General features: G+C 69.9%; 14 protein-coding genes, 1 tRNA gene and 1 pseudogene. 8 read left to right on the top strand and 8 right to left on the bottom strand.

What is annotated here, in order from left to right; translation table 11 throughout:
• Positions 1 to 89 (bottom strand): annotated as a pseudogene (locus LW587_RS14870) (IS5/IS1182 family transposase); the annotation flags it as partial.
• A 216-nt stretch (positions 90 to 305) separates the two neighbouring features.
• Between LW587_RS14870 and LW587_RS14865 the strand changes: the two are divergent.
• On the top strand, positions 306 to 1,307 hold the full coding sequence (locus LW587_RS14865; protein ID WP_232630368.1) for an ammonium transporter: 1,002 nt from the start codon (positions 306 to 308) through the stop codon (positions 1,305 to 1,307).
• Between the two features lie 300 nt (positions 1,308 to 1,607).
• Here the strand turns inward: LW587_RS14865 and oxlT are convergent, their stop codons facing one another.
• Complete coding sequence (gene oxlT / locus LW587_RS14860) at positions 1,608 to 2,906, bottom strand: oxalate/formate MFS antiporter (RefSeq protein ID WP_269780336.1); 1,299 nt, start codon at positions 2,904 to 2,906, stop codon at positions 1,608 to 1,610.
• A gap of 1,061 nt (positions 2,907 to 3,967) precedes the next feature.
• Here oxlT and rplM point away from each other — a divergent pair.
• From rplM to LW587_RS14840, 4 genes are all read left to right on the top strand, one after another.
• Positions 3,968 to 4,429: a 50S ribosomal protein L13 gene (gene rplM / locus LW587_RS14855; protein WP_232630367.1), complete on the top strand. Its 462-nt coding sequence runs from the start codon at positions 3,968 to 3,970 to the stop codon at positions 4,427 to 4,429.
• Between the two features lie 2 nt (positions 4,430 to 4,431).
• Positions 4,432 to 4,917, top strand: coding sequence for a 30S ribosomal protein S9 (gene rpsI, locus LW587_RS14850; protein ID WP_232630366.1), 486 nt, complete (start codon positions 4,432 to 4,434; stop codon positions 4,915 to 4,917).
• Positions 4,918 to 4,994: 77 nt separating this feature from the next.
• On the top strand, positions 4,995 to 5,345 hold the full coding sequence (locus LW587_RS14845; protein ID WP_232630365.1) for a DUF2293 domain-containing protein: 351 nt from the start codon (positions 4,995 to 4,997) through the stop codon (positions 5,343 to 5,345).
• 84 nt (positions 5,346 to 5,429) lie between these two features.
• The gene (locus LW587_RS14840; RefSeq protein WP_232630364.1) at positions 5,430 to 5,639 is read left to right on the top strand and encodes a TOBE domain-containing protein; all 210 of its coding nucleotides are present in this window, start codon (positions 5,430 to 5,432) and stop codon (positions 5,637 to 5,639) included.
• Between the two features lie 8 nt (positions 5,640 to 5,647).
• Here LW587_RS14840 and LW587_RS14835 read toward each other — a convergent pair whose 3' ends face one another.
• The 6 genes from LW587_RS14835 to LW587_RS14810 form a co-directional block, all read right to left on the bottom strand.
• A complete protein-coding gene (locus LW587_RS14835; RefSeq protein WP_232630363.1) occupies positions 5,648 to 6,526 on the bottom strand; it encodes an aldose 1-epimerase family protein in 879 nt (292 codons plus the stop codon).
• A gap of 349 nt (positions 6,527 to 6,875) precedes the next feature.
• Positions 6,876 to 7,619: a molybdopterin-dependent oxidoreductase gene (locus LW587_RS14830; protein ID WP_232630362.1), complete on the bottom strand. Its 744-nt coding sequence runs from the start codon at positions 7,617 to 7,619 to the stop codon at positions 6,876 to 6,878.
• The gene (locus tag LW587_RS14825; protein ID WP_232630361.1) at positions 7,619 to 8,305 is read right to left on the bottom strand and encodes a cytochrome b/b6 domain-containing protein; all 687 of its coding nucleotides are present in this window, start codon (positions 8,303 to 8,305) and stop codon (positions 7,619 to 7,621) included. The genes LW587_RS14830 and LW587_RS14825 overlap by 1 nt, the downstream gene beginning before the upstream one ends.
• Positions 8,292 to 8,885 carry a class I SAM-dependent DNA methyltransferase gene (locus tag LW587_RS14820; protein ID WP_232630360.1) on the bottom strand — a complete coding sequence of 198 codons (594 nt, stop codon included), beginning with the start codon at positions 8,883 to 8,885 and terminating at the stop codon, positions 8,292 to 8,294. Before LW587_RS14820 ends, LW587_RS14825 begins: the two co-directional genes overlap by 14 nt.
• A 3-nt stretch (positions 8,886 to 8,888) precedes the next feature.
• Positions 8,889 to 9,941, bottom strand: coding sequence for an acyl-CoA dehydrogenase family protein (locus tag LW587_RS14815; RefSeq protein ID WP_232630359.1), 1,053 nt, complete (start codon positions 9,939 to 9,941; stop codon positions 8,889 to 8,891).
• Positions 9,942 to 10,094: 153 nt separating this feature from the next.
• Positions 10,095 to 11,570: a protein adenylyltransferase SelO gene (locus LW587_RS14810; RefSeq protein WP_232630358.1), complete on the bottom strand. Its 1,476-nt coding sequence runs from the start codon at positions 11,568 to 11,570 to the stop codon at positions 10,095 to 10,097.
• A gap of 371 nt (positions 11,571 to 11,941) precedes the next feature.
• Here LW587_RS14810 and LW587_RS14805 point away from each other — a divergent pair, with 371 nt between their 5' ends.
• From LW587_RS14805 to LW587_RS14795, 3 genes are all read left to right on the top strand, one after another.
• Positions 11,942 to 13,702, top strand: a complete 1,761-nt coding sequence (locus tag LW587_RS14805; protein ID WP_232630357.1) for an ABC transporter ATP-binding protein — start codon at positions 11,942 to 11,944, stop codon at positions 13,700 to 13,702.
• A 453-nt stretch (positions 13,703 to 14,155) separates the two neighbouring features.
• Positions 14,156 to 14,231 (top strand) — tRNA-Ala (locus LW587_RS14800).
• A gap of 115 nt (positions 14,232 to 14,346) precedes the next feature.
• On the top strand, positions 14,347 to 14,976 hold the full coding sequence (locus LW587_RS14795) for a hypothetical protein (RefSeq protein WP_232630356.1): 630 nt from the start codon (positions 14,347 to 14,349) through the stop codon (positions 14,974 to 14,976).
• Positions 14,977 to 14,981: the final 5 nt, after the last annotated feature.

Genomic DNA, 14,981 nt, shown 5'->3' with positions numbered 1-14,981 from the left:
TCCTTGCGCTCGGGTCCGGGCTGATTGCGGGGCAGGAACGGCTCGATCACCGCCCACTGCTCATCCGAGAGCCAGAACAGATCCGCCACCGCCGCCTCCGCGCTGCAAACGGCGGCCTCGAATCATAAAACTACAGCCCACGCAACACCTTGATGCGGTTTTGACCCTAGGGCGGCCTCGTCCATGCGCGGAACCTGCTGTCCGTGCTGATGCAGTGTTTCTCCATCTGCTGCCTCGCCTCAGTGCTCTGGGCGATCTGCGGCTAAAGCCTCGTCTTCGACGGAGACGGGGCGCTGATCGGCTCGGTGAACAAGGCGTTCCTCGCCGGGCTCGAGCCGGTCCGCTCCGGCACGGTGCTGCCGGAGACCGTGTTCGCGCTGTTCCAGATGACCTTCGCGGTGATCACGCCGGCGCTCATCATCGGGGCGATCCCGGAGCGCGTCGCCTTCCCCTTCGTGGCCCTGTTCTCGGCCTTGTGGCTGCTGGTCGTCTACGTGCCGGTGGCGCACTGGATCTGGGGCGGCGGCTGGCTCGCGGGGCTCGGCGCCCTCGATTTCGCCGGCGGCATCGTGGTCCACACCACGGCGGGCGTCTCGGCCCTCGTCCTGGCGATCCTGGTGGGCCGACGCCGCGGATTTCCGACGACTCTGACCCCGCCGCACAGCCCCGGCCTGACGATGATGGGCGCGGGCATGCTCTGGGTCGGCTGGTTCGGCTTCAACGGCGGCAGCGCGCTGGCGGCCGATGCGGGCGCCGGCAACGCTATCCTCGTCACGCATCTCTCGGCCGCAGCGGGGGCGATGGCCTGGACGGCGGCCGAACGGGTGAAGATCCGCAAGCCCACCTCGATCGGCATCGTCACCGGCTGCGTGGCCGACCTCGCCCCCATCACGCCGGCTGCGGGTTACGTCTCCCCGGCAGCGGCGCTCGCCATCGACACGGCGGGCGGTCTCGTCTGCTTCTTCGTGACCCTGTTCGGGAAGCACCGCCTCGTCATCGACGACTCGCTCGACGTCTTCGCCGTCCACGGCGTCGGCGGCATCCTGGGCTCCCTCCTGCTCGCGGTGTTCCTCCTGCCCGGTCTCGGCGGCATCGGTCTGGCCGAAGGGAATACGGTCCTCGGACAGCTCGCGGTCCAGGCCCTGGCCATCGGCGTCACCGCCGCGTGGTCCGGCCTCCTGACCGTGGGCCTCGTGCGGCTGCTCAGCCTCGTCACGCCCCTGCGCGTCGACGTGGAAGCCGAGCATGACGGGCTCGACCTCGCGAGTCACGGTGAGCGGGCCTACGAATTCACGCCGATGCGCTGAGGCCGAGCCCCCCGGCGAGCGTGCGCCCTCCCGGACGCGCTGATCGCGACTGCCCGCGACACCCGGTCAAGAGCCAGACAGCGCGCCGTCCGATCCCATCACCTGCGGCCCAGATGCAGATGGGGAGCGATCGATGATCGCCCCCCTCGTTCTCACATGGCCGACACCCTCGCGCGGACGGGCCATCGGCGCCGATCCGGCCGTGGGCGCCGCCGCCCTGAGGCCCGCCCCTTGCCCGCTCGAACGAAGAAGGCCCCGCCGTCGCCGGCGGGGCCTTCCTTTTTGGTGGGATCGCGAGGATCAGGCGGTGGCCAGGGTGGGGGCCGTTGCCATCCGCGCCTCGTTGGCGGCGTGGTGCTGCTTCAGCATCGGCCGCAGGACGGTGATCGCCAGGAAGGCTGCGATCAGGTCCATGATCGCCACCGTGTAGAGCACCGAAGCCCAGGTTCCGGTGGCCTGCATCAGCAGGTTGCCGACGGGGACGAACAGCGCGGCGAAGCCCTTGGCACAGTAGAGGACGCCGTAGATCTTGCCGATGTGCTTCGAGCCGAAGGTGTCCGCGGCGGTGGCGCTGAAGAGGGAGTACACTTCACCCCAGGCCAGGAACACGATGCCGGAGAGGATCACGAACGCCCAGGGGTTCGAGCCGAAGTAGCCGAGCGCAACGATGCCGATGCCTTCCATGGAGAAGGCGATGAACATCGTCTTCTCACGGCCGATCCGGTCGGAGACGTAGCCGAAGAGCGGACGCGAGATGCCGTTCATGATGCGGTCGAGCATCAGGGCGAAGGGCAGGGCGGCCATGGCGAAGAAGTACAGGTTCACCTGGAAGTTCTTGACGCCGAGGTCCTGAGCGATGACGCCGAGCTGAGCGACGGCCATCAGACCACCGGTCACCGTGCAGGTGAACATCAGCAGCATGACCCAGAAGACCGGAGTCGCGAGGGCTTCACCGAGGGTGTAGTCGCGACGGCTCTGGAGAACCTTGTTCGAGTACTTGATCTCGTCCTTCTGCGGGCCGCGCAGGAAGAGCGACGCGATCATGATGATGGCGCCCTGGAGCAGGCCGAAGTAGAAGAAGGCCTGAGCGTAGCTGCCGGCGTCGATCATCTTGGCGATCGGGAGGATGGTGAGCGCCGAACCGGCGCCGTAGGCACCCGCCGTGAGGCCGACGGCCAGGCCGCGCTTGTCCGGGAACCACTTGAGGGCGTTGTTGATGCAGGTCGCGTAGACGCACCCGACGCCGATGCCGCCGACGACGGAGCCGAGATAGAAGCCCGACAGCGAGGTCGCGTAGGAGTTCACCACCCAGGCAAGACCCGTCATGAAGCCGCCGAACATGACGACGCGGCTCGGGCCGTACTTATCGATGAAATATCCTTCGATCGGCGTCAGCCAGGTCTGAACGATGACGAAGATCGTGAAGGCGACCTGGATCGCGGCGCGGTCCCACCCGAACGTCTTCTGAATCTCGGGAACGAACAGCGTCCAAGCGTATTGGATGTTGGCGGCGGCGACCATGCAGGCGACGCCGAAGATGATCTGGAACCATCGATTCGGTTTTACAGGGCTGTCTAGGGCGACAGAAGACATTGCCATGGGCGCTCTCCCTCGATCAGGCTTCGGGTGTCCCGGCCTGACTCCTTTACGTGATGAACTTTCGCCGCACATCGTTCGGCTGCCAAGGTCCCAACTCGGATTGGGTGGACCACAGGGCGGCCGTGGCATGCATTATTTGGTATACCAGAGGCCGGATCAAGCGAAATAATGCAGCGGGCCACGCGAATTTGTGAGGATTAAAGTGGATTGGCCGACGTGTCGGCCAGACCCAGAAAGGTCGCGAAGCGGGGCTTTTCCCTCTGCGGAGCGCGTCTCGGACGCCAGCCGCCCTTTAAGAGCGAGGATGCAAAAAAAATCTACGTCGCCCGCGGACGCCAAAATTAAATTGCTTCTGTATCAAGAATTTTCCTGAGACTTGTCCCGTCCTCGGCGCTCGGAAAAAGCCCTGCAGCCGGGCCGACTGCGCCTTCTCGGCGAAGCCGGAGGAGACCCGGCGCCCGCGTCGCGCGGCGCGCGACACAGAGAGAGACAGCCCAAAGAGCATCGGCGAGCCGGGCGAATCGGGCCGATTCCATGGCCGCGCGGATCCGGCCCGGCACTCGGAGTGACCCGATATCCGCGTTGCCGGCTGCGTTGACGGAGCCCGGTGGCAGGATCGTGCCACCTCGCCCCACCGCGCGACGTGCCGGTTCGGAGAGGGCCTGCGACGCGACGCGCGAGACTTCTTCACACAGGCGGGATTAAGGGCCGAAGCTCGTCCGTTGATTCTTATGTTCCGGCGAGCACGGGACGAATCTCCAAAACTCAAGCCCGCCCGGCCTCTTGCCGCGGCGGGCTTTTTCTGGTCTCGCGCCCGCCCGACCCGGAGGTGCCGGCGGCCGCACCCGCCCCGGCATGCAGGCCGGACTGCGGCAAAGCCTTGAGGTATCCTAATACCTCATTTGTCAAATGGCTCCAGAATCTCTCGTTTTTCGATTTCGGCGCGCAGGATCACCCTTGACGCGACCGGCGAACCTCCGTATCGAACGCTCCACACGCCGCTGCGTCCTCCCCGACGCGGCGGCGCCTTGTTTCCAACGTCACCGGCACGGGAATCGGCCATGAAGACTACGTCGCTGAAGCCCGCCGACGTCGACAAGAAGTGGGTCGTGATTGACGCGGAAGGCCTCGTGGTGGGCCGCCTCGCCTCGATCGTGGCAATGCGCCTGCGCGGCAAGCACAAGGCCGCCTATACGCCCCATGTCGATTGCGGCGACCACGTCATCGTCATCAATGCGGACAAGGTGAAGTTCACCGGCCGCAAGTACGACCAGAAGGTCTACTATCACCACACGGGCTATCCGGGCGGCATCAAGGAGCGCTCGGCCAAGTTCATTCTCGAGGGCCGGTTCCCCGAGCGCGTGGTCGAGAAGGCTGTCGAGCGCATGCTGCCCCGCGGCCCGCTCTTCCGCCAGATCCTCGGCCACCTGCGCGTCTACAAGGGTTCCGCGCATCCCCACGAGGCCCAGCAGCCGCAGGCGCTCGACGTCGGCTCCCTCAACCGTAAGAACGTGAGCGCTTGATCATGGCGACCCTTCAGTCCCTCGCCGATCTCAATCGGGCGAACACCCAGACGTCCGGCTCCGAGAACGAGGCGCCCGTCCACGTCCAGAAGCTGGACGCCCAGGGCCGCGCCTACGCCACCGGCAAGCGCAAGGACGCGGTCGCCCGCGTCTGGATTAAGCCCGGCAACGGCACCGTGGTCGTCAACGGCCGCCCGGTCGAGACCTATTTCGCCCGTCCCGTGCTGCGCATGATCCTGCGCCAGCCGCTGGAGATCGCCGGCCGCGTCGACCAGTACGACATCACCGTCACGGTGAAGGGCGGCGGTCTCTCGGGTCAGGCGGGCGCCGTGCGCCACGGCCTGTCCAAGGCCCTGACCTATTACGAGCCGGAGCTGCGTTCGCCGCTCAAGCGCGAGGGCTTCCTCACCCGCGACCCGCGCGTGGTCGAGCGCAAGAAGTACGGCCGCAAGAAGGCCCGCCGCAGCTTCCAGTTCTCGAAGCGCTAAAGCGCGGTTCGGTTTTGGTGTGGGAGAGGGCGGGGCCGCGAGGCTCCGCCCTTTCTTCGTTTCCCGGAGAGCATCGGATGACGAAACGCGCGCCTCCGCCGCAGATGGGGGACCGTCGCGCCGTCCTCGCCGCTGCCCTGGCACGGCTCGCGCCGCGGCTGCCAGCCTTCGAGGCGGAAGCCGTGCTCGACCGGGCGATGCGCAGCCCCGGCCTGCGCGGCGCCGTGCCGGAGACGGCGGTGTGGCTGGCTCTGACGGCCTTCGCCCGCCACGCCTTCACCGAGTACGACGACCTTCTGGCGGAGGGGTACGACCGCGACAGCGCCCGCCACTTCGTCCTCGACGCGATGAACGCGGTGCTGACCGATTGGGGCAGCCGCCGCCTGGTCTCCGAGACGGAGGAGGCCGACGACCGCGCCGATTCCTGAGCCGAGGGAAGCCAAGCGCCGCTTGCCCCACCGGAGCGGGTGGGGCAGGGAGGCCGCGTTCCAGGGAATTCAGCGAGATCCCTCATGAAGCTCAGCGCGCGCAACGTCCTCAAGGGTAAGGTCGTGTCGGTCGAGAAGGGCACCACCACGGCCCATGTGAAGATCGAGATCGCCGGCGGTCAGACCGTGACCTCGGCGATCACGAACGAGTCGGTCGATGCCCTCGGCCTCAAGGTCGGCGGCGAGGCCTACGCCGTCATCAAGAGCTCCGACGTCATCCTCGCGGTGGATTGAGGCGCGTCTCAGCCCTCGAGCGCGAGTGCGATCCCGTGCCGGGCGGTCTCGCCCGGCGCCAGTTGCCGCTGCGAGTCGCGCTCGGCCAACTCCCCCTCGAAGCCGGCCCAGTCCGCATGGCCGGTCCAGGCCTCGAGGGAGAGGAACGGCGCCGTCGGCCGCGTCCAGACGGCGAGATGGGGAAAATCCTCCACCCGCATGGCGATGCTCCGGCCGCCCGGCGCGACGAAGCGCAGGGCGCGGCTCTTGGCGTTCAGGAACACCAGCGCCTCGGTGAACAATTCGGGATCGAGGTCGAGACGGTCGCCCGCGAGCGGCAGGGCCCGCTCCGCGCGCACCAGCAGGCCGCCCTCGCCGACCTCGGGCACGAAGGGCCGCTCGGGCGCCTCGAAGACCACGGCGTAGCCGCCGCCCGCGCGCCGCTCCCCCCCGGCGAAGGGCCAGGGGAAGGCGGGATGGAAGCCGAGCCCGTAGGGCAGGGGCTCGGCCCCTTGATTGCGCACCGTCAGATCGAAGCTCAAGCTCCGCGGCGCGACCCGCGCGGTCACCTCGAACTGGAAGGGGAAGGGATAATGCGCCCGGGTGGCGGCATCGTCCTCCAGCCGCAGGGTGACCGCATCGTCGCTGCGCGCCACCACCGTGAAGGGGAGGTCCCGGGCGAAGCCGTGCTGCGCCATGGGGTAGCGGACGCCGCCCACCCGCACCGCGCCGCCCGCCGAGGCGCCGACCACGGGGAAGAGCCAGGGCGCATGCCGGTTCCAGTGCTCGGGATCGCCGTTCCAGAGATAGTCGCGGTCCTCGACCCGCCAGGACACCGGCTCGGCGCCCTTCAGGGCGATGCGGGCCGTGGTGCCGTCCGCCGCCCGAATCTCGATCGTCTCGTCCATGTCGGCTCCGCAGATCTCGATCGATCCATAGCCGAGCTTCCACCGGCCGGCTACGGCGCCAGGGATGGGGGGGCTTGTCGGGGTCGTTGGCATCAGAAGAGAGCACTTTTTTGCGGCCTTGATCGCGCTCAATCGCCGATCAAGCCTTGTCGAGCAGGCCCCGCATCAATGTCTAGGTCAGGCTCGATAGAGGCAAAAGCCACACTCGCTCGATGCGAGGACGGCCTCATCCAATGATATCGTGAAAACCAGGCTGCTTTGACGCAAAAATCCACGCAAGGGCGACGGCATTGCCCGCTATCGATGATCCTGATCTTGCCCCGATCCCATCCCCGGACCGGCGCCGCCCTCAGATGCCGGCATACCACGAAAAACCGAGTTCGGAGACCATGCTGCCGCGGCCCTGGCTGAGGCGCGAGACGCTCGCGACCGCCTCGATGCTCGCGAGATACTTGAGCGATTTGTAACCGAGTTGGCGCTCGACCCGAAGGCGGACTGGCGCGCCGTGGGCCACCGGCAGGTCGGAGCCGTTCATGCCGTAGGCCAGGATCGTCTGCGGATGGAGGGCGTCGAACAGATCGTAGCTGTCCCACCAGCCGTCGACGGAGCGGATCACGATGAAGCGGGCCTCGCGCTTCAGACCGATGCTCGCCAGCAGGTGCGAGAGCGGCACGCCGGTCCAGCCCCCGATCGCCGACCAGCCCTGCTCGCAGGCATGCAGCGTGATCTGCGTGCGGGCTGGCATCGCCCTCAGTTCGGCCAGGGAGAAGGTGGTGGGACGCTCGACGAGGCCGCTCACCGGCAGACGCCAGTCCGCAAAGCCCTGCGCCTTCGAGCGGCGGTAGTCGGGATTGTCCGGATCGGTGGTGTTGATCGTCGGGAAGACCCGGGAGATCGCCTCCGGGCCGAACTCCCGCACCAGCGGCTGGTCGCGCAGGAGGAAGCGCTGGGTCGCGAAGGTCAGGGTGTCGCTGAGCCCGTAGAGGCCGGACCGGCTCGGCCCGTCCGCGATGAGGTCGCAGCCGCCGAGCGCGCTGCCGAGCCCGAGGGCGGACGTGCCGAGGAGAAGCCGACGGCGCGAGATGTCGTGCATCACAGCCTCTCCCGCGCGCCCGGGGCGCGCCCGGTGATCATGCCCCGCATGAGCCGGAGCGGGTGGTTCACGAGCACCTGCCAGAGATGCACGAGGAGGAAGCCGACGAGCAGGAGGGCGGCCAGGAAATGGATCGTCCGGGCCGATTGCCGGCCGCCGAACAGGGTGAACAGCTCTGGATAGGCCGCGGTGACGCCGGGCGACATGGTCAGCCCCGAGAGCAGCATGACGGGTGCCAGCACCAGCAGGACCGCGAGATAGGCGAGCTTCTGGAGAGCGTTGTAGCGTTCGGGCTCCGCCGGGCCCGCGCCGCGCAGGCGCAGATGGTCCCGGAACTCGCAGGCGAGGGCGCCGGGACGGATCTGGTCCCGGTCCGGCACGAGGCGGCGCAGAAAGTGACCGGTGATCACGGCGGCGAGCCCGTAGACCGTGCCGCTCAGCACGAAGATCCAGGCGGCGAGGAAGTGGAGGTTGCGACCCCAGCCGGTCTGTTCGAGGTTAATCGGCAAGGGCAGCACGATCCAGGCGGGCGCGTCGTTGGCGCCGGTCTCACCCCAGAACAGGCGGGGCAGCGCCAGGAGAATCGCGACGCCGCTGACCACGAGCGCCAGGAAGGCGCCCGCGCTCACCCAATGCGTCAGGCGCACCCAGAGCGGATGGTGCAGGCGCCGCTCAGTCCGGGCCATGGCCCGCCCGCAACAGATCGAGGCGGTATTCCTGCGTCCGCGCCCGCCGCAGGACCGTCAGGGCGCTCGCCGCGATGAAGCCCTCGACGGCCTCATCGCCGGAGAGGGGATAGTCGGTCTCGCCGAGCCAGTGGACGAGCACGCAATCCCCCCCGGGTTCCAGGCTGTGTCCGACCTGCCCGGCTAGGCGGGACAGGTCGGCGTGATCGAGGAAGTAGAGGACCTCGGACAGGACGATCAGGTCAAACCGCCCCGGCGGCCAGGTCGCCGGCACGGCGCCGAGCGCGAAGCGGATATGGGGGAGGCCGGCGCAGCGCTCGCGGGCCGCCTCGATGGCGGCCGGCGCCGGATCGAGGGCCACGAGCTCGGCGCAGCGCTCGGCGAGGTCCCGGGTGAAGACCCCGATGGAGCAGCCGACCTCCAGGGCCCGGCCGTACCGGGCCCGCGGCAGGGCCTCCAGGGTCGCATCGTATTTCGCGCGCTCGTAGGCGCTCGAGGTGAACTGCCACGGGTCGGGGTTCGCGGCGTAGATGTCGTCGAAATAGCCGGCCGGCAGGCTGTGTTCGTGGCGTCCCCCCATGGGTCAGGTCTCCTCGGGCCAGAGGTCGTGCAGCGGCTCCTCGGCCTCCAGAACGTGGGCGGCCATGCCGGTCAGCGCGAAATCCGGCGCGGGCTGGCGCAGATAGGTCGCGAGATCCCGCATCCGCTCCTCCAGCGGATGATCCTCCAGGAAGCCGGCGAGCCCGACCGAGCGCTGGGCCAAGGCGATCACGTCGAGCCCGGCCTGCTCCACGGCGGCGCGGGCGAGGTTGACGCCGGCGATGATCCGCGCCGACGCCGCCGTCTCGGCCGCCGCCAGCGCGGCGGCGCGGGCAACGAGGAGGCGGCTGGATTCCAGCGCGATCAGGCTCTGCCCGAACCGGGCCTGCTGGTGCGGATCGCCGCCGCGGCCCGTAGCCTTGAGATGGGCCCGGTGGGTCTCGACCACGGCCTCGATGCCGCCGACCTGCACGGCGAGGAAGCGCCATGCCCCCGCGAAGAAGAAGGGCTGGCGCGAATAGTCGTCGGGCGCGCCGATCACCGCCCCGTCGCCGACATGCAGGCCGGAGAAGGCGACCGTGCCGGTCGCAGTGGCCCGCATGCCGTGCGCCCGCCACGCGCTGAGATCGGCCCGCGTCCCCGGCTCCAGCCGCATGACCAGCATCAGGCGGCGCCCATCGGGCATCCGCGCCGTCACGAGGGGCCGGGTGACGGAGCCGGCCCCCGAGGCGAAGCTCTTGGCGCCGTGCAGACGGCCCGCGGCGTCGAGGGTCAGGCCGCCGTCTCCCGGCTCGGTGTTCCAGACGCCGAACAGGTGGCCGTCCCGGGCGTCGTGGGCGAGCCGCGCCTGGGTTTCGGCGTCGGCGTAGCGCAGGACCAGAGCGAGGGCGTTGACGTGGCCCTCATAGAGCCGACCGACCGGCAGGCTGTCGCGCCCGACCCGCGTCAGGCAGCGGCGCAACGCGTCCACCCGGTCGGGGGCGCATAGGCCGGCACCGCCGAGATGTTCGGGCAGAGGCGCGGCGAGCGTTCCGTCCCGGCGCAGGCGCGCGATCTCGGCGGTCGGGAAGAGGCTCCCGGTCCCGTGCGGTGCCACGGGACCGTGATCGTCTGCGGCGTGAACGAGGTGGAGCGTGGGAGAGGGCGACAAAGGGGGCTCGCGCGTTCCGGAGCGGCCTCGGCATGCCCTCACGGATCGAGGGAACGCGCGGTCACGGCTCCATGTTCATTGCGCGTTTCGCAGCCGTCGTCACGTGCCGCAGAAGGTCCGGTAGCCGACACCGCCGCCCTCCGGCGCCTCGGCGTAGCGGGCGTGCTCGGGCTGGTCGTCGTAGGGCCGCGACAGCACCGCGAGCAAGGTCTCGAACGGCGCGAAATCGTTCCGTTCGATCGCCGCCTCGATCATCGCCTCGACGCGATAGTTGCGGGGGATGAAGGCCGGGTTCACCGCCCGCATGCTTCGGCCGCGGGCCGAGGGCTCCCCCGGCTCCTCGGCGAGGCGCTCGCGCCATCGCAGGGCCCAGCCATCGTAGGCGGTGGGATCGACGAAGCGCTCGCGCACCGGCCCGTCGGCTTCCGGATCCTCGGCCGCCGCGCAGAGAAGACGGAAGGTCAGGGTGTGGTCAGCCTGGTTCTCGGCCATCAGCCGCAGCAGGTCGCCGCACAGTTCGGCATCGCCCTCCCGCAGCTCCGACAGCCCGACCTTGCGGGCGAGACCGCCGCGATAGGCCGCGTCGAAGCGCGGGCCGAAGGTGGCGAGGGCGGCCTCCGCCTGCTTGATCGCCTCGTCCTCGTCGGCAGCCAGGAGCGGCAGCAGGGTCTCGGCGAAGCGGGTGAGGTTCCACAGGGCGATGCGCGGCTGCTGGCCGTAGGCGTAGCGCCCGTTCCGGTCGATGGAGCTGAACGTGGTCCGGGCGTCGTAGGCGTCGAGGAAGGCGCAGGGGCCGTAATCGATGGTCTCGCCCGCCACCGACATGTTGTCGGTGTTCATCACGCCGTGGACGAAGCCCACCAGCAGCCAGCGGGCGACGAGGTCGGCCTGCCGGCCCACGACCGCCTCGATCAGAGCGCGGACGCGGTCGCCGCCATCACCGCCGATCTCGGGATAGTGCCGGGCGATGACGTGATCGACGAGCGCTTGCAGGCCGTCGGTGTCGCGGCGGGCAGCGAAGAACTGGAACGTGCCGACCCGGATATGGCTCGCCGCCACGCGGGTGAGGACCGCGCCGGGCAGCACGGTCTCGCGGATCACCGGCGCGCCGGTCGCGACGGCGGCGAGCGCCCGGGTCGTCGGGATGCCAAGCGCCGCCATCGCCTCGCTGACGAGGTATTCGCGCAGCACCGGCCCAAACGCCGCGCGCCCGTCGCCGCTGCGGGAGAACGGGGTGGGCCCCGCCCCTTTCAGCTGGATGTCGCGGCGGCGTCCGTGCCGGTCGATGACCTCGCCGAGCAGGATGGCCCGCCCGTCGCCGAGCTGGGGGACGAAATTGCCGAACTGGTGTCCGGCATAGGCGGCGGCGAGGGGCTCCGATCCCTCCGCCACCCGGTTGCCCGCCAGCACCGCCACGCCGTCGGGGCCGCCGAGCCAGTCGGGATCGATGCCGAGTTCCTCGGCCAGCCCCCGGTTCAGGTGGATCAGCCGGGGCTCCGGAACCGGCGTCGGGGCGAGCCGCGCGTGGAAGCGGGCTGGGAGCCGGGCGTAGCTGTTGTCGAACGGGAAGGACATGGGCGGGACTTCGATCCAGGGATTCTCTTGAGGCGAACAGGCCTGACGGCCTGGGGTTCACGCAAGCCCGCGATGCGATGGGACGGGTTCTCGCCACGCGGGGCACCGCTCGCCGCTTGAGCCCTTCGTCCGCGCGCCACGCGGGCTGGCGGTCGTTCGGCGGGCCATCGGCTCGAATCATCACCTCACGCGATCACCCGGGGCGTGCCCGACGCCTCGGTCGACTCCCGTCCGGCGCGATGCTATAAGCGCGCCCGATCTCAAGCCTAACCGCTTGTTCCTGAACCATTTTGTCCGGGATGGGCCCGTGTCCCGCCGCCGCCCGGGGGCCGGGCCGGAACGGCTCTCCCGGTCCTCGCACCGGTGACCGTTTGAGGACCCTCCTCGATCTCCTGCGGGTGATGCGCCCGCGTGACCGGAGCCGGCTGGCATGGCTCTGCGCCGGGCTGGGGCTCGCTGCGCTGCTCGAAGTCGTCGGCGTGGCCTCGGTCCTGCCGTTCCTGACGCTTGTCGGCGATCCGGGGGCGGCCACGCGCCTACCCATGCTCGCGACGCTGCGCGATGCCCTCGGGCTGACGGACGATCGCAGCTTCCTGCTCGCGACCGGCCTCGCGGCGCTCGGCGCCATCCTGCTCACCAGCGTGGTCAATGCCGGCCTGGCCTTCGCGCAGCTGCTGTTCTCCCACCTCGTCGGCTACGACTTCGCCCGGCGCCTGCTGGCCCGCTACGTCGATCGGGAGCGGCTGTTCTTCGCCCGGGCCAACAGCGCGGAGCTCGCGAAGAACGTGCTCTCCGAGACCGACCGCCTCGTCCTCGGCGTGCTGACGCCGGCTTTGGTGATGGCGGGCCGGTCCACCTCGGCGCTGGCGGTGGTGGGGTTCCTCGTCGTCTACCAGCCGCGGCTGGCGCTGATCCTGGGCGGCGGCTTCGGCAGCCTCTACGTCGCCATCTACCTCTTCGCCCGCGCCCGCCTCGCCCGGCTCGGCGCCCGGGCGGTCTCCGACAACGAGGGCCGCTTTCGCGTCGTGCAGGAGACCCTGGGAGCCCTGACCGAACTCAAGCTCTACGGGCGGGCGGAGACCTTCGCGGCGAGCTTCGACGCACCGGGCCGAAGCTACGCCCGGGCCATGTCCGACAGCCTGCTGACCGGGCAGCTGCCGCGCTTCGTCATCGAGGCGCTCGCCTTCGGCGGCGTGATCGCGGTGGTGCTCTTCGCCCTGACGCAGGGGCTCGACACCGCCGGGATGCTGCCCCTGCTCGGCCTGTTCGCCTTCGCGGGCTACCGCATGCTGCCGGCCTTCCAGAACATCTTCACGTCGGTCTCGCAGCTGCGCTTCCACCTCGCCGGGGTGCGCCTCATCGTCGATGCCCTGGAGGGCGAGCGCACGCCCGTTCCGCGCAGCACGGAACGCCTGCCCTTCGCGCGGGAGATTCGGCTGGAGGGGGTCGGCTTCGACTACGAGCCCGGCCGCCCGACCCTTCAGGGCATCGACCTGGTGATCCCGGCCCACACCACGATCGGCCTCGTCGGCCGCACCGGCTCGGGCAAGTCGACCCTGGTCGGCCTGATCCTCGGCATCCTGACGCCGATGCAGGGGCGCATCCTGATCGACGACCGCGCCCTCGACGCCGACAGCCTGCCGGCCTGGCAGAACCGGATCGGCTACGTGCCGCAGGACGTCTTCCTGATCGACGGCACCGTCGCCGAGAACATCGCCCTCGGCCTCCCGGCGGAGCGGATCGATTCCGCGGCGGTGGAGCGCGCCGCCCGCCTTGCCGGCCTCCACGAGGTCGTCGCGGCCCTGCCCGAAGGCTACCGCACCGGCGTCGGCGAGCGGGGCGCCCGGCTCAGCGGCGGCCAGCGCCAGCGCGTCGGCATCGCCCGGGCGCTGTATCACGACCCCGACGTCATCGTGTTCGACGAGGCGACCTCGGCGCTGGACGGCGAGACCGAGGCCGCGGTCATGGGCGCCCTCGGGGCGCTGGCCGGCACGCGCACGATCATCATGATCGCCCACCGCCTTTCGTCCCTGCGCCGCGCCGACATGGTCCATGTCGTCGAGGCCGGCCGCATCACCCTGTCGGGCCCGCCCGCTCAGGTGATTCCGGAGCTGGCGGAGAGCGGCAGCTGAGCGCCATTCGCTGGCCGTCCGATCACCGGGCCTGCGCCTTTCGGACATGTCGGCCCCTCAGGTGCCCGGTGGGGGATTGCAAGCCCCGCCGGCGGTCGGTGCAGTGGGCAGGGATCGGGGCCAATGTGCGGGGACAAGGGTCACACTCGCAAAGATTCGTCTGCGAGCCGGCCGCCGCCCTCGCACGGGCTCCCGATCGCCACGCGAAGCCTGGGCCCGAGGGGAGCGCCGACGACCGGGATCGGCGCTACCGGGCATCCTCGCCCGCGGCGATGCCACGGGTGGGGCGGGGGATCGTTCCCGACGATCCCGAGGCGGCAAAAAAGCGGACCGCGCCCGCACGAAGGGGGTTGAGTCCCGCCGATCCTCCGCTTATAGAACCGGCCGTCGGCAACGGGCAGCGCCCGGAGCGAGACACCGCCGAGACCTCCAGCGGTCGCGGCGAGATAGGTTGGGGCCTTAGCTCAGCTGGGAGAGCGCTTCCATGGCATGGAAGAGGTCATCGGTTCGATCCCGTTAGGCTCCACCATCCTTCTCTTCACCGTTCTTCGCAGACAGCCGCCTCCGGGCGGCTTCTTCGTCTCTGCGGCCGATCCGCCCGGAGCGATGGACCTTTGCGGCCCGGCGACGTATTGCGCTGCACGATGGATGCGGCGACTCGGATTCTGATGGTGGGACTCGCGACGGCCGGTGCCATGACGCCGCCCGCCGAGACCCGGGCGCATGAGACCCAGGACAAGACGCAGGACGAGGCCGGGGCGCGCGCCGTGATCGAAACCCTGAGCGCTCGCCTGCTGGCTGCCCCGAGCGCCACCGCCGTGCTGGAGGCTTGGTGCGCCGAACGTGGGCTGGCCACCGATCCCAGGATCGTCGCCGTGCGGGTGCCCGGCATCGACAAGCTTCCGAGCCCGACCCAGCGCGAGCGTCTCGCGGTCGGTCCGGATGAGGCCGTGCGCTATCGCCGGGTGCGGCTCACCTGCGGCGGCCACGTCCTGTCGGAGGCGGACAACTGGTACGTCCCGGGCCGGCTGACGCCGGAGATGAACACCGCGCTGGACGCCACGCAGGCGCCGTTCGGCACCGTGGTGCGCCCGCTGAAGCCGAGCCGGCGCAACCTGTCCCTGCGGATGCTGTGGCGGCCGGGGGAGGGGACCGCGCCGGGCCCCGACGCGCCGCTCTTCGCCGTGGAGGCGGTGCTCTCCACGGGCGGCGTGCCGTTCTGCGAGGTGGCCGAGACCTATACCGGGGCCGTGCTGGCCCAGGGTGGGCGCTGACGGCT

It is taken from the genome of Methylobacterium sp. Leaf118, assembly GCF_920984675.1.
In the GTDB taxonomy this organism is placed as follows: Bacteria; Pseudomonadota; Alphaproteobacteria; order Rhizobiales; family Beijerinckiaceae; genus Methylobacterium.
Note: the sequence above shows the minus strand (reverse complement) of the source record. Positions and strands in the feature narration are given on the sequence as shown.